The 19,747-nt window shown below is 40.3% G+C and carries 20 protein-coding genes and 1 pseudogene; 20 read left to right on the top strand and 1 reads right to left on the bottom strand.

Features of this window, described 5'->3' with window-relative positions; all coding sequences use genetic code 11:
* The first annotated feature begins 1 nt into the window (after nt 1).
* From I588_RS18625 to I588_RS18560, 14 genes are all read left to right on the top strand, one after another.
* A complete protein-coding gene (locus tag I588_RS18625) occupies nt 2–442 on the top strand; it encodes a MaoC family dehydratase (RefSeq protein WP_010758407.1) in 441 nt (146 codons plus the stop codon).
* The gene (locus tag I588_RS18620; RefSeq protein WP_010758406.1) at nt 439–1,377 is read left to right on the top strand and encodes a ketopantoate reductase family protein; all 939 of its coding nucleotides are present in this window, start codon (nt 439–441) and stop codon (nt 1,375–1,377) included. Before I588_RS18625 ends, I588_RS18620 begins: the two co-directional genes overlap by 4 nt.
* On the top strand, nt 1,370–1,744 hold the full coding sequence (locus tag I588_RS18615; protein ID WP_010758405.1) for a VOC family protein: 375 nt from the start codon (nt 1,370–1,372) through the stop codon (nt 1,742–1,744). The genes I588_RS18620 and I588_RS18615 overlap by 8 nt, the downstream gene beginning before the upstream one ends.
* A 19-nt stretch (nt 1,745–1,763) precedes the next feature.
* Nucleotides 1,764–2,201, top strand: a complete 438-nt coding sequence (aroQ, locus tag I588_RS18610) for a type II 3-dehydroquinate dehydratase (protein WP_010758404.1) — start codon at nt 1,764–1,766, stop codon at nt 2,199–2,201.
* A gap of 140 nt (nt 2,202–2,341) precedes the next feature.
* Nucleotides 2,342–3,034 (top strand): putative ABC transporter permease, encoded by a 693-nt coding sequence (locus I588_RS18605; RefSeq protein ID WP_010758403.1) that lies wholly within the window; start codon nt 2,342–2,344, stop codon nt 3,032–3,034.
* 939 nt (nt 3,035–3,973) lie between these two features.
* On the top strand, nt 3,974–4,135 hold the full coding sequence (locus I588_RS27610; protein WP_010758402.1) for a hypothetical protein: 162 nt from the start codon (nt 3,974–3,976) through the stop codon (nt 4,133–4,135).
* A 58-nt stretch (nt 4,136–4,193) separates the two neighbouring features.
* Nucleotides 4,194–4,934 carry a hypothetical protein gene (locus tag I588_RS26520; protein WP_010758401.1) on the top strand — a complete coding sequence of 247 codons (741 nt, stop codon included), beginning with the start codon at nt 4,194–4,196 and terminating at the stop codon, nt 4,932–4,934.
* Nucleotides 4,935–5,102: 168 nt separating this feature from the next.
* Complete coding sequence (locus I588_RS18590) at nt 5,103–5,642, top strand: metallophosphoesterase (RefSeq protein ID WP_010758400.1); 540 nt, start codon at nt 5,103–5,105, stop codon at nt 5,640–5,642.
* A 433-nt stretch (nt 5,643–6,075) separates the two neighbouring features.
* Nucleotides 6,076–6,816, top strand: coding sequence for a GntR family transcriptional regulator (locus tag I588_RS18585; protein WP_010758399.1), 741 nt, complete (start codon nt 6,076–6,078; stop codon nt 6,814–6,816).
* A 2-nt stretch (nt 6,817–6,818) separates the two neighbouring features.
* Entirely contained in the window at nt 6,819–7,667 is an 849-nt protein-coding gene (locus tag I588_RS18580) for a class II aldolase (protein WP_010758398.1), read from the top strand.
* Nucleotides 7,664–8,128 carry a PTS sugar transporter subunit IIA gene (locus I588_RS18575; RefSeq protein ID WP_010758397.1) on the top strand — a complete coding sequence of 155 codons (465 nt, stop codon included), beginning with the start codon at nt 7,664–7,666 and terminating at the stop codon, nt 8,126–8,128. Before I588_RS18580 ends, I588_RS18575 begins: the two co-directional genes overlap by 4 nt.
* Nucleotides 8,129–8,140: 12 nt before the next feature.
* Nucleotides 8,141–8,428: a PTS sugar transporter subunit IIB gene (locus I588_RS18570; RefSeq protein WP_010758396.1), complete on the top strand. Its 288-nt coding sequence runs from the start codon at nt 8,141–8,143 to the stop codon at nt 8,426–8,428.
* A 1-nt stretch (nt 8,429) separates the two neighbouring features.
* Nucleotides 8,430–9,830, top strand: coding sequence for a PTS galactitol transporter subunit IIC (locus tag I588_RS18565; RefSeq protein WP_010758395.1), 1,401 nt, complete (start codon nt 8,430–8,432; stop codon nt 9,828–9,830).
* Entirely contained in the window at nt 9,823–11,334 is a 1,512-nt protein-coding gene (locus tag I588_RS18560; RefSeq protein WP_010758394.1) for an FGGY-family carbohydrate kinase, read from the top strand. The genes I588_RS18565 and I588_RS18560 overlap by 8 nt, the downstream gene beginning before the upstream one ends.
* A 203-nt stretch (nt 11,335–11,537) precedes the next feature.
* Here the strand turns inward: I588_RS18560 and I588_RS28230 are convergent.
* Nucleotides 11,538–11,711: pseudogene (locus I588_RS28230) on the bottom strand (cyclic nucleotide-binding domain-containing protein); the annotation flags it as partial.
* A gap of 389 nt (nt 11,712–12,100) precedes the next feature.
* Between I588_RS28230 and I588_RS18555 the strand changes: the two are divergent.
* Genes I588_RS18555 through I588_RS18530 form a run of 6 tightly spaced genes read left to right on the top strand, consistent with a single transcriptional unit; the run spans nt 12,101 to nt 19,686 of the window.
* A complete protein-coding gene (locus tag I588_RS18555; RefSeq protein WP_010758393.1) occupies nt 12,101–12,844 on the top strand; it encodes a WxL domain-containing protein in 744 nt (247 codons plus the stop codon).
* A gap of 26 nt (nt 12,845–12,870) precedes the next feature.
* Entirely contained in the window at nt 12,871–13,587 is a 717-nt protein-coding gene (locus I588_RS18550) for a WxL domain-containing protein (RefSeq protein WP_010758392.1), read from the top strand.
* Between the two features lie 16 nt (nt 13,588–13,603).
* A complete protein-coding gene (locus I588_RS18545) occupies nt 13,604–14,344 on the top strand; it encodes a WxL domain-containing protein (protein ID WP_010758391.1) in 741 nt (246 codons plus the stop codon).
* Nucleotides 14,345–14,368: 24 nt separating this feature from the next.
* Entirely contained in the window at nt 14,369–15,442 is a 1,074-nt protein-coding gene (locus tag I588_RS18540) for a WxLIP family cell surface protein (RefSeq protein ID WP_010758390.1), read from the top strand.
* A gap of 12 nt (nt 15,443–15,454) precedes the next feature.
* Nucleotides 15,455–15,820, top strand: coding sequence for an EF2685/EF0750 family sortase-dependent surface protein (locus tag I588_RS18535; RefSeq protein WP_010758389.1), 366 nt, complete (start codon nt 15,455–15,457; stop codon nt 15,818–15,820).
* Nucleotides 15,817–19,686, top strand: a complete 3,870-nt coding sequence (locus I588_RS18530) for a WxL domain-containing protein (protein WP_010758388.1) — start codon at nt 15,817–15,819, stop codon at nt 19,684–19,686. The genes I588_RS18535 and I588_RS18530 overlap by 4 nt, the downstream gene beginning before the upstream one ends.
* Nucleotides 19,687–19,747 lie beyond the last annotated feature (61 nt).

Raw genomic sequence — 19,747 nt, 5'->3', positions numbered from 1 at the left:
AATGACAGAACTACCATTGAAAGTCGGAGATACGTATTCTTACACTAAAACCATTAGCGAGTCAGATGTTTACATGTATGCAGGGATTACTGGTGATTTCAGCCAAATGCATATGAACGCGGAATTTATGAAAACTACTCCTTACAAAGAAAGAATCGTGCATGGCGTGCTGACCTTCTCCTTTGGGTGTACTGCGTCAACGATGATTCAGCAGCAGGCTAATGCGGATATTCCAAGTGTTTCTTACGGCTATGATAAATTACGCTTCATCAAACCAGTCTTTTTCGGTGATACAGTGACAGCGAAATATACCGTCAAGGAAGTCGATACGGAAGCAATGAAAACCTATGCGGATGTGGAGATTTTTAATCAGCACGATCAAATTTGTGTTTATGCGATGCACATTCTAAAGTTTATTCCTGAAGAGGAGATGGATCGATGAGAATTTGTTTCTTAGGTGCAGGAGCCTTAGGTAGTTCGATTGGCGGAACCTTAGCCAGAAATGGTAAAGAAGTTTATCTTGTTGATCAATGGCAGGAGCACGTAGATCAAATCAATCAGCACGGTTTAATCTTTCTTGAAGACGATCAGGAAATCAGCATTCCAATTAAAGCTGTGACCGATCCTTCTGCTTTAGGAGAAATGGATATCGTGGTGGTTCTGGTGAAATCCTTCGCCACAGAAGCAGCCATCAAGCAGGCGGCTCCTTTAATCGGAGAAAAAACGGTCGTTCTCTCGCTGCAAAACGGTTTGGGCAATGAAGAAATTATTGAACAACAAGTCGGCAGTGACAAAATCATCGGCGGAAAAGCTTATGTCGGCGGCGTATTAGTTGCTCCCGGCAAAGTCATTCCAGGTGTGGTAGGCAAAGAAATCTGCATCGGCGAGATGGATGGCCAGCAAACGGAACGTATCCAAAAGATTGCAGCTGAATTTAACGATGGCGGCATCATTACTAAAATCAGTGAAAATATCAAAGGCATGATTTGGGACAAATTGCTGATTAATGTGGCCACAGGTGCGGTAGCTGGTATTACAGGTCTGCCTTATGGCGATCTTTACCAAGTACCTGAAATCGAACAAACTGCCTTTGCGGCAATTGAAGAAGCAGTCGCGGTGGCTAAAGCCAACAACATTATGCTTTCGACAGAAGATCCGCGAATAGTTTGGGAAAAGTCAGCAGTCGGCTTGCCCTATGGCTTCAAGACATCCATTTTACAAAGTCTTGAAAAGAAACAAAAATCTGAAATTGATTTTATCAATGGTGCAGTTGTGCGCTGGGGTAAAAAAATGAACATTCCAACGCCATTTAATCAGGCATTAACTGCTTGTGTCAAAGGAATTGAAGTGAGAAACGAGGGCGGCTTCCATGAATAAAGCATATATTGAACACGTGGCCGTTTACGTCACTGATATCGATTGGTACATTGAATTTTTTGCGAATACTCTGAACTTCACCGAACGCATGCGTAAAGAAGAAGCCGGACAACCCAGACAGGTGTGGCTGTATGGCGGTATTCAACTAATTGAAGTTCCTGAAAAGCATCCTGCTGGCAAACTGGGACATTTAGGTATTATGGCCGAAGATCAGCAAGCAGCGTTAGAAAAAATTCGTACCTATGATGTAAAACCAATGCCTCAAGGCGACAATTGGCTAGAGCTGCCAGACGGATTATGTCTGGAAATTCTGCAGGCAAAAACAGGAACTGTCGAAGAAGCTTTACAAGTAGCCCCTTGGCAATAACGATTGAAGGAGAAAAAGCATGAAAAAGATTTTAATGCTGCATGGTGTAAATCACAACATGTTTGGCCATCGGAATCCTAAGCACTATGGAACCGTAACGTTAGATGAAATTAATCAAAACATGGCGAACCTAGCCAAAGAGCTGGGTGTCCAAGTAGAACATTTTCAAACCAATGACGAGGGCAAAATGGTTGAGCGGATCCACCAAGGCTACAAAGACAAGGTTGATGCCGTAATCATCAATGCTGGAGCCTGGACCCACTATAGCTATGCAATTCGCGATGCTCTAGAAATTTTAGAGGTACCGTTTATTGAAATGCATATGTCCAACGTGCATGCCCGGGAAGAATTCCGTCATCATTCAGTATTCTCAGAAAAGGCAGCGGGTGTAATGTGCGGCTTTGGCTTTGAAACCTACCAGTTAGCTTTACGAGCAGCCGTGTCATTGAATGCTTAGGACTTTGCGACAATCGTGAGCAAGTCAAATAAACAGTAAAAATTCTCGTTTTTAGTCAAAACATTAGAACTTTTTTCTAAAAGATGCATTTTTGTTATACTAACTGTATAAGAGAGGTGCATTTTTTGGATAAATTATTTATGACGTTTATTGTCTATTCCTTCATCGGCTGGTTATGGGAAAGTATTTACTGTTCGATTAAAGCCCGGCATTTTGTTTATCGCGGCTTTTTACTAGGGCCTTATTGCCCAGTTTACGGCTTTGGTGTTTCTGCTGTGCTGCTGCTGGTTCCCAGCAATGCCGGTACATTACTCAACCTGTACTTTAATATTGTGGTGATTGTGACCATCATCGAATTTGTCACCAGCTGGCTTTTAGAAAAGCTGTTCAATATGAAGCTGTGGGATTATACCCATGTCCCGCTGAATATTGAAGGTCGAGTGGCTGTGCCAGTCTCCCTGTTTTGGGGTGTCGGCTGCTTATTGCTGATTAAAATTATTAACCCCATGATTCAAGAGATGATTCATGATTTTATTACAGCTACCAACCACCTGGGACCAATTATCTTGGCTGCTTTAGTTGCCAGCGATGTCCTTTCGACACTGTTTTTCACCCTTACGACGAAAAAAGAAGTGGAAGCTGTGGTGGATACTTCTGATCCAGAAAATGCCGCAATCAAAGAGTTTCGTTTGAAGCATTTAGTAACCAATCACAAGTCTTCTGCCAGTCGAAACAAGGTGCTGAAGCTGTTGGAAAGCAGACCGAAGCAGCTGAAGCATCACAATTTAAGCCGAATCATCAAAAACTACCCGAATTTGAAGTTCCACAAATAAGCCTAGTTTTTAGTCAATGAATGCCCAACCAAAGGGATTCATTGGCTTTTTTGTTGCTAAGAAAATCTTACTTCCGTCTATTCCGCTTGCGATTCTTTTTCTTGCCGGAACCCTTTCGCAGGGCCTTTTCTATCTTCAAGTCTTTCTCATTTTTTGATTTTTTACCGGAGGCAGTTAAATTTTTCAGTTGGACATGTGATCGGTTGGTTGCTTACCGGTCTTTTTCTTCTTTTTCTTCTTCGGCTTAGTTGTCTGCTCTGAAGTATTAGCTTTCGAGTTTTCTTCAACACGCTCATTATTTTGTGAGCTTTCTGTTGTTTGGTCCCGCAATAAACGATGCCAGAGCTCAAAAAATCAAAAAAGCCTATACTTCAATTGCCTTGCCTCCTGAAACGTAGCAGATTGAAACCTAAAGTTTTTGTGGGAATACATCTGGAACCGGCAACCACGTGGAGATTTGGGCCGGAGTTCTAGTTAAATCAGAGCTTGCTGTTCCAGAGCTCAATCGTTGTTTGAGATGGCAGCACTTCCTGAGTGGCTTATGATTGGTCGGCTTGGCCAGTGTCAGAGGATAAGTCTGCTAGTTATCCAGCAATGGACAGTTTTATCAGGTTTTCTCAATTGGAAAAAGCAGAAGGTTATTACATCATCGGGAGTTTTCACGATGTCATCACCCAACATGATAGTAGAGGATGTTAAATAAGCTACTATTTTCAAATAGATTTATAATAAATTGGAAAAGCTATATTAATAGTTACACTTTGGCTTCCAAATAACGAGTGATATAATAATAGCAATGAAGAGATAGTTTTGAGCAAGTGGAGAGAAACCTGTTCAAGAAATAGGAGTAACGATTTAACTGAAGATAATCTGAATTATGAATTATTCGGAGGTAGTGATTATCTTTGTAATACATGTGAAAAGTGAGGGAAATGTCAGGTGTCTGAAAAGGAAGAAGTCAAACGGATTGTCGAAAAGTACCATAAAAGTATGTTTGAGTTATCAGAAAATGCTACGATTGAAGAGTTTAAAACGGTAATGAAATATGTGGTTAAGCAGGTGGATTTGAAGCAGGAAAATATAGAAGATATAGAAAAGTAATTGATTTGCAGGATAATACTTAGATTAATAAGAAGAGTATTAACAGGAGGATTCCTATATGAGAAAAATAACCTTAATTTCTTTGGCTTTGGCAGCTGTTCTCTTACTGACCAGCTGTAGAAATACAGATGAAAATAGCAGCAATTCTAATAGTTTGGACGCTGCTCAAGAAGTCTCGTCAACAAGTAAACCTTCAAGCTCTAAAGAGTCAACGACAGCCAGCACTACGGAAAGCACTATGGACAGCACTACGGAGACGAGTAAGGAGGCAGCTGTGGATACGCGCAATCTAACCGCGGATCAAATGAAGCAATGGGTAGCAGCTATCTGGCTTAAAAGGAAAAACATAGATCTTTTACAAGATCCGAAATACGAAATTGTTTTAGAAACCAAGGAAGACAAACTATTGTACGCTAGTGTTAAAGCAACTCAGGTTCAGATTGACACATTAGATTCCTTTAGAGTTAACAGCGAAGGATTTTTGGAAGAGTCAGGGTATTTCCTGAGCAAACCGGATCAGGGCTGGATTGTAGTCTCTAAAGAATATTTAGATACTAGTCTGGTGGAGCCAGTACCAGTGACTGAAGCTGCTAGTCAGCAGGGAGTGCCCACCGATCATGAGAGAGCTGAAATGGTTAGAACAATTATGCAGCAAAACCAAGGCTTCGACGAAAATGTTTTGGCTGCCATCCCTGATGAAGAAATATTAGCAGCCAATGCCGGCAATGCAACGAACAGCCAAATTGCTGAAACTGCTGCTAATTTACTTAGAAAATATCCTGAATTACAGCAGCCTTAAAGTAAGGTCACATGAAATTTGAGATAGATGCTTTTTGGAAAAGCCTTCACCGTTTTCAAGAAGCATCTATTAATCTTGTTTATAAGGTAGTGTATGGATAGAGCAGTACGACGAAATTGTCTAACAGCCAGGATGTTTTTTGTTTCAACAATAAGAAAGAAGGGAAAAATGAAATATTTTATTGCAGATCTGCATTTTTATCATGAAGCTGTGATTACGTTTAGCGATCGCCCATTTCAGGATGTCACCGAGATGAACAAACAGTTGATTAATAATTGGAATAAGGTGGTGAAGTCACCAAAGGATGAAGTTTATATTTTGGGTGATTTCGTTTACAGAGGAACAGGTGAACAAGCCAATCAGATTCTAAAAAAACTGCGTGGTAGAAAATACTTGATTAAGGGAAACCATGAAAATTATTTGAAGGATGAGGCTTTTGATTCTACTCTTTTTGAATGGGTGAAGGATTACTATTCGTTCAAATACAATAAAAGAAGATTTGTCTTGTTTCACTATCCTATTTTGGAATGGGACGGCTTTTATCAAGGAGCCATTCACTTATATGGTCATGTTCATAATACGCGGGTGGCCTATTTTAAAGATATGCTAGGCGCAACCGCTATGAATGTCGGAGTAGATATGATTGACTACAAGCCCATCAGCATCGATGAGGTGGTACAGGTTGTGAGCCAAAGAGAAATGCCTTAGCAATCCTATTATATAAGCAGCAATGATAAGTCGAAAAGTCATCGCACACCATTATTTTGGTTTGCGGTGGCTTTTTAACTATGTAAATTTCTCCCTGCCGTACAGAATGGATCAAATTTTTTCAATATCTGGACATTCTAGAAAAAATTTCGCGGATTATTGAAAGTGTCTTTTTTTGCAAGAGAGGATTCTTCTAGAGTTAATAGGTTAACTGGGAAAAGGGCTCTCAAAAAAGCTATGTTTGAAATTCCAGATAAAAGACGATTATTTAATGAACTGAATAACTCCGCAACTAAAAAAATCCTTTACATTTCAGATGTTACCGATTACAATGGACTTGTACCCGGTTGTACATGCTATGACAGTCTTGTACACTGTTGGTTATGCTTGTACATTTAAAATGGGAACAAAAATGAATATCGGAGGTGATCAAATGATCATTAACAGAGAGGTTTCAAAGCCAGTTTATCTCCAAGTAGCAGATTATTTACGAAATAATATTTACGCTGAAGAATGGGGAAAGGGGGAACAAATACCTTCTGAAAATCAAATAATGAAGTCTTTGGAAGTTAGCAGAGGGACAGTAAAAAAAGCAGTGAATTTACTAGTAGAAGAAGGTTTGTTGTATCAGATTCAAGGGAAAGGCACGTATGTAACTGAGGATAATATTTCTTACTCCCTCGGTAAAGGACTGCTTTCATTCGCTGAATCCTTGGAGGGGCAAAAATTAGCTTATGAAACGAAGGTCATCACTTCTGAATTCCGTAAGGCAACAAAAGAAATCGCTTCAAGGTTGAACATTACAGTTGGCGAAGAGTATTTGTACATGAAACGAATTCGGTATGTTGAAGGTGAGAAAGTAATGCTGATCGAAAACAGGATCAACAGCAAACTATGCCCTGGAGTTGAAGACCACGATTACAACAAGGAAAGCTTGTTTAAGGTAATGGAAGAAGTCAGTGGAAAACGCATTGCTTACTCTGAAAGCAGATATGCCGCCAGAGTGGTCGGAGAAAAAAGAGGTAAAGAGCTAGAGGTTGCCCCAGATTCACCGGTCTTGCATCTAGAACAATTAGTCTATTTAGAAGGAGGACTGCCAGTAGAATTCGGAAATGTATGGCTGAAGGCGAACAAGTACTACCTTGGAACGGTACTTCAAAGGGAGGAAATGTAAGCATGCCGTTAGTAAATGGTTATACATTATTAGACATTATCAAGGAAAGAAAAGTAATCGCAGGCGCCTTTAATACCACGAATCTGGAAACAACGGTGGGAATTTTAAGAGCAGTTGAAGAAAGTGGCATTCCCACCTTTATCCAAGTGGCACCGACCAATATCAGTTTAGCTGGTTATGAATATATCGTGGATATGGTTGCTCGCTACGCTGAGGATATGGATACACCGGTAGCCTTGCATTTGGATCATGGGAAAAAATTTGAAGATGTTAAACGGGCAACTCGGGCTGGCTTTACATCGGTAATGATTGATGGTGCCGCCTATGATTTTGAAGAAAATATTGCCTTTACCAAAAAAGCAGTCGATTTTGCCAAGGCCTATGGGATTCCGGTAGAAGCTGAGTTAGGTGCTATTCTTGGAAAAGAAGATGATCACGTCAGCGAGGCGGATTCGAAAACCGATCCATCCCAAGTCAAAGAGTTCGTGGAACGAACGGGCTGTGACATGTTGGCTATTTCAGTAGGAAATGTCCATGGTTTAGAAGATGAACCGCGAATTGATTTCGCTTTATTGGAAGAAATCAATGAAGTTTCACCAGTACCGTTAGTCATCCATGGCGGATCAGGGATCCCTGACGAGCACATTCAGCGAATGGTCCATTTCAATGTTGCCAAGATCAACATTGCCAGCGACTTGCGGCAAAGTTATATTAAAAGCGTTGGAAAAGCATATGAAGAAAATAATCAAGAAGCGAACTTAATCAAGGTCCTTCAAAACGCAGAAGATGCGGTGTTTGAAACAGTGTATGCCAAAATTTTGAGTATGAATGCAGTGGAGGTTTGCCAATGAGTGAAGCGTTAACCAATGCGAAAAATATTTTTGTAAATGTTGAGGCGAAGGATTTCCCAGAATTAATCAACATCATTGCTCAACCATTGATTGAAGATCAAGATGTTGTAGCAGAGTATCCAGAACAAGTCATAAAACGGGAAGAAGGATTTCCTACCGGTTTACCGACTGAACCGATCGGCGTGGCAATTCCACATACCGATGCCAAATTTGTTCATAACAACCGCGTAACGATTGCTACTCTGAAGAACCCAATACAAATGGAAGTTATGGGTGGAATGGATGATACAAAGATTGACGTATCGATTGTCTTTTTATTAGCATTGGGCCAGTCAAACAAGCAGTTAAATATCCTGCAAAAGCTGATGGGCATTTTACCAAAGGCTGAATTATTGGAACGGATTAAACAAGGAACAAAAGAAGAAATTTATCAAATCGCAAGAGAAGAGATCAAACTTTAGGAGGAAAAAAAGATGGCTAAAAATTTATTGTTTGTATGTGCAACAGGGATTGCAACATCAACCGCGGTAACGGAAAAGGTAATGGAGTTTTTGAATGAAAAAGGGATGAATGATGTGAATTATTCTCAAACCAATGTAGCTTCTGTACAACAAAATTCAGATGATGCAGATTTGATTGTTTCAACTACAAAAATTCCTTATGAATTAACAACACCAGTGATCAATGGCTTGGCGTTAATTACAGGTGTGGGTGAAGAGAAGGTATTAAATGCAATTTATGCTCAATTAAAAGGAGAATAGTATGGAAAACATCTCGCAGACTTTATATGATGTAGTACAGTATATCCTGGGGTTTGGACCAACTGTAATGCTGCCCCTAGTTTTATTTATCTTAGCATTAGTGTTCAAAATCAAACCAGCGAAGGCGCTGCGTTCGTCCTTAACCGTAGGAATTGGTTTTGTTGGTATTTACGCAATTTTTGATATTTTGACCAATAATGTAGGTCCTGCAGCGCAAGCCATGGTTGAGCAAACAGGAATTAATCTCCCAGTAGTTGACTTAGGTTGGCCGCCTTTATCAGCAATTACTTGGGGATCACCTATTGCACCATTTGTTATTCCGTTAACCATGCTGATCAATATTATCATGCTGGCAATTAACCAAACAAAAACAGTTGACGTGGACATGTGGAATTACTGGCACTTTGCGCTTGCAGGAACACTTGTCTATTATAGCACAGGAAGTTTCTGGTTGGGAATCCTAGCATCAGCAGTGATTGCGATTATTGTTTTGAAAATGGCCGATTGGGCAGCTCCTATGGGTGAAGAATATTTTGGTCTGGAAGGTATTTCGATGCCAACCGTCTCTTCTATTACATTCTTTCCGATTGGATTGCTGGGAAATCGGATCATTGACATGATTCCAGGAATCAGAAAAATCGATATTAACCCGGTTAGTATCCAAAAACGTTTTGGGATTTTTGGCGAACCAATGATGGTTGGTACCATTTTGGGACTATTACTGGGTGCAGCAGCAGGATATGATTTGAAAGATATTTTATCAACAGGGATTAGTATCGGAGCAGTTATGTTCATTTTGCCGCGGATGGTCCGTATCTTGATGGAAGGCTTGCTTCCAATTTCTGAAGCCATCAAAAAATTCTTAAACAGCCGCTATCCAGATCGTGATGATTTGTATATCGGATTAGATATTGCAGTTGCAGTAGGAAATCCAGCGATTATTTCAACAGCCTTGTTATTGACGCCTATTGCGGTAGTATTGGCCTTCATTTTACCTGGAAACACGGTATTACCATTGGGTGATTTGGCGAATCTAGCAGTTATGGCTTCGATGGTAGTCCTTTCTACTAAAGGAAACGTGTTCCGTGCTGTTTTGATTACTATTCCAATCATGATTGGCGATTTGTACATTGCTTCGGCGATTGCACCATTTATCACCGGAATGGCTAAAGATGTTAATTTCAGTTTCCCAGAAGGCTCTAGCGGTTTAGTTTCCAGTTTCTTGGACGGCGGAAATCCATTGCGCTTTTGGCTGATGCAAATATTTAATGGCAACATACTTGCTCTGATTTTAATTCCGGTTGTGGGTATTGCTTTGTTCTGGTTGTATAAAATTACCTACAAGCAAACGCATATGGTGGAAGATCCTTCAGCAGCAGAAGGGAAGTCAGTGAATGGCTAAAAAGTTTTCCATAACAATTGATATCGGAACAACTAATTCTAAAGTTTCCCTTTTTGAGATCGCCACTGGTAGATTGGTTTCTCGTGAAAGTTTTCAAACAAGTAAACAACAGGATCAGTTTGGTGAATTGTTTGATTTAGACAAAATTTGGCATCAATTGTTGGAAATCTTGACGACTTTTGTAGCAAGCAATGCTGGAGATATTGATTCGATCAATATTTCCAGTGTTGGTGAAGCTGGTGTATTAGTGAATTCACAGGGACAGGTGGTGACACCGCTAATCGCTTGGTATGACAAGCGTGCATCGGAGTATGTGAATGCTTTGACTGAAAAGCAAAAACAGCGCATCTATGAAATTACTGGATTACCGGCCCACACAAATTATAGTCTTCCTAAAATCAAGTGGTTAGTGGATCATTTCGACCTTACTGAAGAGCAACATTTAACCTGGTTAAACATTCCCGACTTGTTTTGTTTCTATTTGACAGGAGAAATGATGACGGAATTTTCGATGGCTAGTCGAACGATGTGCTTTGATTTGCAGCAGCGTTGCTGGTCCCAAGAAATTTTAGCCATTTTTCAACTGCAGGAGCAGATTTGTTTTCCGCAGGTGGTTGGTTCAGGAGCGATTGTCGGCTGGACTTCGACTGGGCAGCTTGATTTATTAAAAGAAGAAAGCATATCAGTAAGAATTGCAGGCCACGATCACATGGTAGGGGCTTTGGGAATCGATATTCATGAGAAAGATTTGCTGAATTCTACTGGGACGACTGAGGGATTGCTGTTAATTAACAGCCAACCATTTTTGAAATTAAAATCCTTTCAGGAATCGTTATCGAATGGGATTTTTACCGATCCGCGCTATTATACGCTGTTTTCTTCGATGCCTACCGGAGGAAATGCCTTTGAATGGTATCAAAAATTTTTCAACATTGATCAGGCTGCCTTTGAAAAGGATTGCCAAGAACTATATCAGCAGTATTTGCAGGATAAAATTTCATTGGAGGACCCTGTGATTTTGATTCCTCATTTAAATGGATCAGGTGCTCCCTTCAAAAATGGCCGATCGCGCGGCTTGATGTATGGGATTAGCCTGGAGACTCGTAGAGAAGATGTTTTGTTGGGAATCATTTTAGGACTGTGTCTAGAGATGAAACAGGTAGCTTCTTGTTTCCCAATGGAGCAGGTGAATCGAGTAATTGCCATTGGTCCAGTCATAAAAAATCCATTGTGGGTTCAATTAAAGGCTGATGCTTTGAACAAGGAAATCAGCGTTACCAAGATGGAAGAGGCTGTTTCCTTTGGGGCTTTGAAAGCAGCTTATCCGGACTTTGATTACCCAACAGATTATCGGGTTATAAAGCCTAATGCCAAGCAAGTCGAATCCTTTAATAAATTATTGGACAAGTATTCCTATTTGTATGAGTCCAAACGATTTTTGGTGGAAGAGAACTTTCATCAAACGGTCTTGGATGAACAAATAACGCTTGAAAAAAGCTTATAAATCAAACTCAAGCCTTTTTAAAAAAAGAAAATAGTGTAAACGAAGTCACCCAAAAGAGATATCTTCTTCTGGGTGACTTTTTATGTATAAAGTTTCTGATATCCTGCCACATTGAACAACCCAAATGCTCCCCCATCACTTCAACACCTGAACAACACCAATCTGGTAATAGCTCTTCAGCTTATCAAAAAATCTGAGTATCCGATTATGCGTAAAAGGTACTGATAACTGGCAGTTATGACAGCGGTGCAAGTGGTCAAGCGAAACAAAAATTTTCTCTGTTCCTGATGGGGCAGGATGAACTTCGCCAGTCGTGTTTCTACCGGTTCGGTCAAGGCGTTCGTCAGATTGACATCCCAATTTAACTGATAGCTAAGCGGCTAATAAACTTTTCAAAAATAGTTTGCTGTAGAATGCTTATGGTATACAGTTGTTATTTTTTTGCTAGTGGAAGCAAGGAGAGGGAATCCATTTCCTTTTGATAAATCTAGGATTTTCATGTGATTTTAAAACATTTATGTCGTTTCTTTATAAAAAGAATTTCGGCCTGTAATGCCTTTGTAAATGGTTTTTAAAAGTTTTAAAAATAGATATTTAGTTTTTTAATTTCCGTAGTGTTCAAATTTTTTAATCAGCTGTTGATAAAAAGGAACACTGGATTTAGACCCATAATTTTGACTTTTTACTGGTCTGAGCCGTATGGTAATAGTGTGCTCTTGGAATAATTATTATTAAAAGAGAGAATATATTGTAAAGGAGAATGACAGTGAAAAAAGGAAGAAATATTGCAGTGCTGGCTTCACTATTATTGTGCAGTACTGCTTTAGGACTACAGGGAGAAAAGGTATTGGCAGCAGAAGCAAGTTCGGCTAAAACACCTGGTCAGGTTGAATTAATTGAAAATGATGAACCGACTGGTCCGGTAAATCCACTTGATCCATCAAAGCCAGGTGATTCCGACAAAGCGCCAGAAGATAACGGGGGGAGCCTAACCGGAAACAAGGGACCATTATCCTTGGATGTAGCTCCTGCTGCTTTTAATTTTGGTCAGCAAAAAATGTACAGTACTGAGCATACTTATCAAGCAGTAAACGTTGGTGATGCGACTGATGATGGTACGCCTATTGAAAATCAATACCTCCAAGTTACTGATAACCGAGATTCTGATGTTTTTGGTTGGTCCGTTAAAGTAAAACAAGACTCTTATTTAACAGATGGCGCAAAAGTCCTAACTGGAACCACTATCAATATTCCAGCAGGAGAAGCACGCAACAGTTTGAACACGCCAACGACTGATATTGATGCACGGTTGAAAACCTACGATGCAAAGATTGATTTAGCAGAACAAACGGTTTTTGAAGCTAAAAGTCAAGATAAAGGCGGAAAAGCAACCAGCACTTCAATGTGGAAATCTGCTGATGTAGAGTTAACGATTCCAACTGGAGTTGCTAAAGCAGGGAACTATACAAATACAGTCACTTGGATCTTAACAGCCGAAGCAACAAATTAATTCTTTAGAAAATGGTGAAAAGAACAATGAAAAAAATTTCTTTATTTAGTGTTTTAGTTTTAAGTGCGTTAACTTTAGGAACATCTATTACTCAAGCGGCAGGAACAGGAACAGCTGCCGATCCAGCAGAAGGAACAGGAACGGTTACTTTCACAGAAAATGATGACGCAACGGATCCCAAAGATCCTACTGACCCAACAAAACCTAACCCAGATCCTCTGCCAGATGGTAATAATGACAAAACAGATGCTAAAGGACCTTTATCTTTAGATGTTTATCCTTCAACCTTTGACTTTGATACCCATAAAGTCAGCATGAGTGAGCAAACCTATGCTTCAAAATTGACTGGCAATCATTATTTGCAAGTAACTGACAATCGGGATAATGCAGATGGTTGGAGTGTCAAGGTTTCTAGAACTGAATTTGCCAATGATCAAAATTATGAATTGACTGGTTCAACCTTCAGTCTGCCAGCAGGAACAGCTAGAAATGCATTGAATACACCAGATGCCAGTGCAGAGGATGCATTATTGTCTAACGCTGGTGCGGTTGATATTCCTGTAGGAGAAGGGAATGCCGTAACTGTCTTTGGCGCGGATGGCACTGCGAAAGTGGGTAAATCTACTTCTACTTATGTTTGGGATGCAGCGAATGAAAGCTTAACAATTCCAGCCAATGTTGCTAAAACGGGTACGTTTACTTCAACTGTAAATTGGGTTTTAAGCGCAGAAGTTTATCAATAATAGAGGAGCAACGATTATGAAATTGACTAAAGTAGTAGCAAGTACAGTATTTTTAGCAGCCTTAAGTTTATCTGCTGGTTCTGCCGTGAGCCATGCTGCAGGATTAGGATCAAGTGCAGATCCAGCTCAAGGTAGAGCATCAATTGAGTTCGAAGATAATGATAACCCTACATGGCCAAAAGACCCAACTGATCCAACAAAGCCTAATCCCAACTTACCAGATGGCAATAATGAGGAAACAGGGACAAGGGGACCTTTATCTCTAGATGTTTATCCAAGCTATTTCGATTTTGGTATCCAAAAGATTGATATGAATGGCGGAACTTACGAATCACAAAAAACGGGTACCCACTATTTACAGATTACAGACAACCGCGACAGCCTAGGTGGCTGGTCTATTGTGGTGTCTAGAACAGAGTTTTCAGATGAAAGTAAAGAGTTAACTGGTTCACAGCTGTATATTCCTGAAGGTGAAGCGAAAAATACCTTAGCAGCTGATCCGACAGTAGTAGACAGCAGTATCACTGTGGCGGATGCAACACCCAACATAGAATTCGCAAATATGCATGAAATTGGAAAAAATGAATCAACTTTAGTAGGCGCAGTAGATGACCTGAACAATTTAGTCGGTAAAGGAACAACTACGTATAGCTGGGATTCTTCTGAAGAATTGCTGCATATTCCAGCAGGAGCAGCTAAAAAAGGGACATTCACCTCAACTATTAATTGGGTGTTGAGTGCAACTCCTATGGTATAAATCAATTTTAAAGGATGAGAAAAAATGGTCGGATGGAAAAAGAAATTAGTACTGCTTGGATTGTTGGCTTTGCCAATGACCGTGGGAGCTAAGCACGCTGTTGCTGAAGAGACTTCTAATCAAGTGAATGCGGGGATTGGTTATAGTGTTCAAAAGGTAGATCCAGGAGATGAAGTTAGCGACAGCAGTTCGTTTTACGATTTACTGGTGAAGCCTGGAGAAGAGCGGACAATTCAAGCAAAGCTGGTCAACCCTTCCGATGAAGAAATTACGATCGAGTCTAAGCTATTCAGTGCTTCAACTAATAAAAATGGGGAAATTAGCTATACCACTGAACAAGACGAAAAAGATCCGAGCTTGAAGCATCCTTTTTCCCAGATTGCTGAAATTGCGGCTTCTGATGTAAAAACGACACTGCCACCTAAAAGTGAAAAGACGATCAGTACGATCATCAGAGTTCCAGATTCAGCAGAAGAAGGTGTCATATTAGGTTCTTGGTATTTTGAAAAAATGGGACAGGCAGAATCAAAGGATGAGGATCAAGGGATTGTCATAAAAAATAAGTACAGCTATGCCATGGCAGTCAAGCTTACGGTTGAAAAAGAAATCGATGATCCAAATCTTAATTTAATCAATGTAACTACAGGCTTAAATAATTACCGAAAAGTAATCAATGCAAATGTTCAAAACGATCGCCCAGCGATTGTTTCCAATTTGACTATCACTGGAAAAGTGATGAAAAAGGGCAGTTACGATGTACTGTTTGAAAATAGTGCGGAAAAGATGATCATGGCGCCAAATTCTACTTTTCCTTTTCCTATTTTTCTAAATGAAAGTCAGATGAAGGCTGGCGATTATACCTTAAGACTAACTGCTGAGACAACAGATCCTAAGTGGGATAAGAAAAGGTGGGCATGGGATCAGGATTTTACGATCACTTCTGATGAAGCCAAAAAAATGAACCAAGAGGCAATTAACGATGCCCAAGCGCCGACTCCTTGGTGGATTTATGTATTGATTGGACTTGGGATTGTAATTATTGTGATTCTCATCTTTATACTTGTTAAAAGAAATAAGGATAAGAAGCGGGGATCGTAGAAAGGAAAGCATATGAAGCAACTATTTTCTTTGTTTCTCGGTCTGTCACTTATCGCGAGTCTCTTACTAGCGGCTCCCACAAAGGTTCATGCAGAAGAATCTATTGCGACAACGAAAGGTTCAGTTGTGTTAAGCGGCTGGGGAGATCAAGAACAGCCGGAGCCCAATATTCCTAGCGGCCCGCAAGGAGAGTCGACATTAGTGAATCAAAGTGCTCAATATAGAGCAGGTCAGCAGGGAAATGGCGCAGTCAAGAATTTCCCTAAAACCAACGATAGTGTTAACAAACAGCTTAGTGTATTGGGGCTTTTGCTGTTGCTAATTGGTCTATTGCTGCTAAAAATAAGACAACAAAACAGGGTGGGTGAAAAGATGTGAAAAAATGGATTAGTTTTCTTGGTGTGCTTTTTTTGTGTATGCAATCACTCATCTTAAGTGTACCGGCTTTTGCGCAAACCGCTCTTGATTTCACTGAATCACCACTAAAAATTAGTGTCGACGGAAGAGATAATGTCAATTTGACTGAGAAAACCCAGCAAATTGAGGTGACTATCGAAGATCAAACAGTAACAACAGAAGATACATGGTTAGAAGACCCTCACTATGCGTTTCTTTTGCCAGAGGGAGTGACGTATCAGTCTTCTCCTTCAAAAGTTTCTATTGAGGATCAAGCCGATCAGGTAAGCTTTCAATTTTTAGACAAAAAAGCGACCGAGGCAGTGGTGTATCTGGAAGTAGATACTGAAAAGCTGGAGAGTAAAACAATTCTTCAAGTAATAAGAAAAGGCGAGGAGCCGGCGTTATATTCGAATGAGCTCACGCTGCTTCCTCAGATTAAAGAAACAGATAACAGTAAAAAGGAAACTGCTGCAGACAGTGAATTACCAGAAGCAAAAATGGAGACTTCAGAATCCCAAACGCCAGTGGAAGCTGAAGTACCAGAAAAGCGTCAAAATACGGCATTTGCCAATTTAGAAAACGGAATGGTAGTTTCTCCGGATTTACCAGATGATTTGACGGTAGCTCAATATCTAGCTCAGTATAGTTACCCGCATTTACCTGTAAATGGCATAACCGCTGCCTATCAGTCGGTAGAAACCGATTTGCACAGCTTAGCTGAAAGTGAAATAGCCTTGGTGAGGTCGGAAACCGAATTTAATAAAGCATTAGGCAACACTTCGATTAAAGGAATCAGCATAGCAAAATCATTTGCCTTAAGTGGAAATGTCTCGGGAGCAGGCAGTAAAACACGGCCAATTATTATTGAAGGAAACGGTATGCTGATCGACTTTAAAACTTACAGAGCGAATATTACCGGAACTGCCGATGTAACGGTTCAAAATCTAAACATGTATCATGGGAATTACTATGGTGCAGTTCGAGCAACTGGTGGAGGCTCCATTCAAAAATTCCATAACGTAAATGACTATGGATCACAGGTATTGAGTTCACAAGGAATGCCCGTACAAATCTCGGGAGATTTTATCAGTCGTTTCGACAAAACATCCTACATTTCACCAATTGATGGGACCAGTGTTACTACGCAATACAATAGACAACAGAACTTTGAATCTTCCAATATTGAGTTTTTAGCAGATTCGGTTACCACATTAGAAACCTACAATGGTGCGAATATTGATTTGACTGCTGCTGGGGAAGTCGTCATTTATGAAAATGCCAAATTAAACTTGATTGCCGGCAGGCAGGCGGGGGGGACATATGAGGGATCATCCGCCTACGGGATTAGTGCCCGTGATCAATCGAGTTTTATTATGAAAAAAAATTCAGAAATAGACTATACGTATACGGATCCTGGAGATGGCACACGTAATGATATGGGAGTTGTCTGGTTTGATGCCACTGGAAGTACCTTTACTATGGAGAACGGTGCGAAGATGAAGGTTAATAAGGATTCGCATTCTGGTACGAATGGGATTATACATTTTAGACGTTCAGGTACGTTCAACTTAATAAATGGAAGCACTATTGAGATGGATATAACGGATGCCGCTGCAGGAGCTACTGCGTTAAGTCTAAACCGTTATACGACTAACTATCCAGCGTTTAACATGTCTGATCATAGTCAAATGATTTTAAATATGACTAGTACTGGGACGGGGACGAATCCGATTTTGAATATTGGTGAGTTTGCAAAGATGTCTATCGATACCGGCTCAAGCTTAGATATTCAAGCTGTGGGGTATCAAAATAGTATCATCACGCTTGGAAATGGGAGTGCCAGCAGGAGAACTGGTTTTATTGTTGGGACTGATTCGACCTTAAATGTAAATTCATTAGGCCGAACCAATTCTGACAATGATGTCGTATCTGTGGGAAGCTATGCTGAATTTACTGTTCAGCGTCTAGGAAATTTTCAGCTGTCCGCTGATCGTGCTCGTTATATCTTTACTATTGGAACAAATTCATCCTTCCAATTTACAGATGCTAAATTAGTCGACTTTGGTTTTACTAAAGAGCCCGCTGCGACCAGTGCTTTAATTAATATGAACGGAAACTTCTTGGTGGATATTCAAAGAGTTAAAGCTTGGAAACGATCGGGCACAGCGCTAAACGATGCTCAGCCTGATTATGATTGGAATCCAATGTTTGGTATGGTTATTCCTTATACTAATACGGCGGTAGCTTCGACTAGTATTCAAGGAAATTCAACAACTGCTGGTACAGCACAAAATTTCAAAGATAATTACAATACAGGTACTACGAACGGTTTTCAACGTTTAGCCTTTGAGTTTATTCCCGATGTTAAAGTAACAATTGACAATGAGCCAGTCGATAATCCAGCCAGCGAAGATTCCAGAATAATCAGTGGATCGACCAATGCAAAAGCCTTGATTCGAATTTCCGATCAGGTAGTTGCTGGTGGGTACAGCTCTTTTCCGGAAAGTAATAATACTATTCCTGATCCAACTGAATGTTTAGATGGAAGTACGGGGGAAAATTATACTGTTCAAGCGGATGAAAATGGACATTTTGAATTTGAAGTGCCTCAAAAAGAAAATATTCCGTTTGTGGCTGGAAATACCATCGAAGCTTATGCTTACTTGAATGGGAAGTCCGATACAGCAAGTAAAGTAGTTGCTGATACGACTGCTCCTACTGGTACACCAGTAGAGCCATACGTAACAGTAGGTTCTTCTATGCCAGATGTTTCACGATTCATTCCTGATCTAACGGATTCGAATCCTGTTGGGGAACCAACAGCGGCCTTTACTGTAGGTGAAGATGTATTAGCAGGCTATTTAGCAGCTGCTGGAACCTATGATATCACGATAATAGCTGTGGATGTTACTGGAAATGAAGCAACCTTTTCAAGCAAGCTGCACGTGTTAGATAAAGCAGAAGATTTAACCGGATTGGACGTAGCTTTAACCAATCAGGATATTGACGGACTAAGCGACAGTGCTTTTAAGGATTTGCTTAAGGAAAAGATAGCAGCCGAAGCCTATAGGCTGAAGGATGGTGCTAAAATTGATTTGTCTGATAAAATTATCTATGATTTTTCAACGGTAAAACAAGCTGCAGGAGTGTACTTAGTGACGATGGCAGTTTCTGAAGCAGATTCCGGTGTTATTGGTGGTTTAAACAAAACAGTGACAATCACCATTGGAAGCAACGGACCGACAAAACCGGTTGATCCAGACAACCCGCAAGAGGGCAATCTGCCGCCGGAAGGAACGGAAAATCCAGGAACGGGTGCTTCAGGCTCTCTGCGAATGGATTATGCACCTTCCAATATCAGCTTTGGTAAAGTACCGTTTTCTTATGATAATGCATCGTTTAATGCTCAGAATCCATTGAATGAACAAGGAAATAAATTAACCAAGCAATGGATTCAGATTTCAGACGATCGTTCAGATATAAATGGCTGGTCAGTAAAAGTTAGTCAACCAGAAGCATTTAAATCAAGTACAGGAGAAACGCTTGTCGGAACAACGTTAACTATACCAAAAGGTAAGATTAGAAACTCTGAGTTTTCTGGCGATATTGATACCGATAGTGCCAATGCCAAGATGTCTGCAAAGGAAATTGCTATTGGCTCTAACGGGGAAGCTACCTTGTTTGGGGCAAAGGACAAAGGAAGCGATAGTATTGGCAAGAAAATCAGCACCTACCAATGGGACCCAACAAAAGTCACAATTACTGTGCCAGGAGGAAAAGCAAAGGTTGATGAGTCCTATGAAGCCACAATCAATTGGTCTTTGGTCAGTGAGCCTGCTCAGTAAGGTACTCAAGGGTACTAAATAAACACAAAGAACGTATGGCAAATTTCGCCATACGTTCTTT

It is taken from the genome of Enterococcus pallens ATCC BAA-351 (assembly GCF_000407485.1).
Classification (GTDB): Bacteria; Bacillota; Bacilli; order Lactobacillales; family Enterococcaceae; genus Enterococcus_A; species Enterococcus_A pallens.
The sequence above is the reverse complement of the archived record's forward strand: the minus strand, read 5'-3'. Positions and strand labels throughout refer to the sequence as shown.

Bases quoted from the DNA above. Each gene is read 5' to 3' on its own strand.
- I588_RS18625 (WP_010758407.1), top strand. From the start codon at position 2: ATGACAGAACTACCATTGAAAGTCGGAGATACGTATTCTTACACTAAA.
- I588_RS18620 (WP_010758406.1), top strand. From the start codon at position 439: ATGAGAATTTGTTTCTTAGGTGCAGGAGCCTTAGGTAGTTCGATTGGC.
- I588_RS18615 (WP_010758405.1), top strand. From the start codon at position 1,370: ATGAATAAAGCATATATTGAACACGTGGCCGTTTACGTCACTGATATC.
- aroQ (WP_010758404.1), top strand. From the start codon at position 1,764: ATGAAAAAGATTTTAATGCTGCATGGTGTAAATCACAACATGTTTGGC.
- I588_RS18605 (WP_010758403.1), top strand. From the start codon at position 2,342: ATGACGTTTATTGTCTATTCCTTCATCGGCTGGTTATGGGAAAGTATT.
- I588_RS26520 (WP_010758401.1), top strand. From the start codon at position 4,194: ATGAGAAAAATAACCTTAATTTCTTTGGCTTTGGCAGCTGTTCTCTTA.
- I588_RS18590 (WP_010758400.1), top strand. From the start codon at position 5,103: ATGAAATATTTTATTGCAGATCTGCATTTTTATCATGAAGCTGTGATT.
- I588_RS18585 (WP_010758399.1), top strand. From the start codon at position 6,076: ATGATCATTAACAGAGAGGTTTCAAAGCCAGTTTATCTCCAAGTAGCA.
- I588_RS18580 (WP_010758398.1), top strand. From the start codon at position 6,819: ATGCCGTTAGTAAATGGTTATACATTATTAGACATTATCAAGGAAAGA.
- I588_RS18575 (WP_010758397.1), top strand. From the start codon at position 7,664: ATGAGTGAAGCGTTAACCAATGCGAAAAATATTTTTGTAAATGTTGAG.
- I588_RS18570 (WP_010758396.1), top strand. From the start codon at position 8,141: ATGGCTAAAAATTTATTGTTTGTATGTGCAACAGGGATTGCAACATCA.
- I588_RS18565 (WP_010758395.1), top strand. From the start codon at position 8,430: ATGGAAAACATCTCGCAGACTTTATATGATGTAGTACAGTATATCCTG.
- I588_RS18560 (WP_010758394.1), top strand. From the start codon at position 9,823: ATGGCTAAAAAGTTTTCCATAACAATTGATATCGGAACAACTAATTCT.
- I588_RS18550 (WP_010758392.1), top strand. From the start codon at position 12,871: ATGAAAAAAATTTCTTTATTTAGTGTTTTAGTTTTAAGTGCGTTAACT.
- I588_RS18545 (WP_010758391.1), top strand. From the start codon at position 13,604: ATGAAATTGACTAAAGTAGTAGCAAGTACAGTATTTTTAGCAGCCTTA.
- I588_RS18540 (WP_010758390.1), top strand. From the start codon at position 14,369: ATGGTCGGATGGAAAAAGAAATTAGTACTGCTTGGATTGTTGGCTTTG.
- I588_RS18535 (WP_010758389.1), top strand. From the start codon at position 15,455: ATGAAGCAACTATTTTCTTTGTTTCTCGGTCTGTCACTTATCGCGAGT.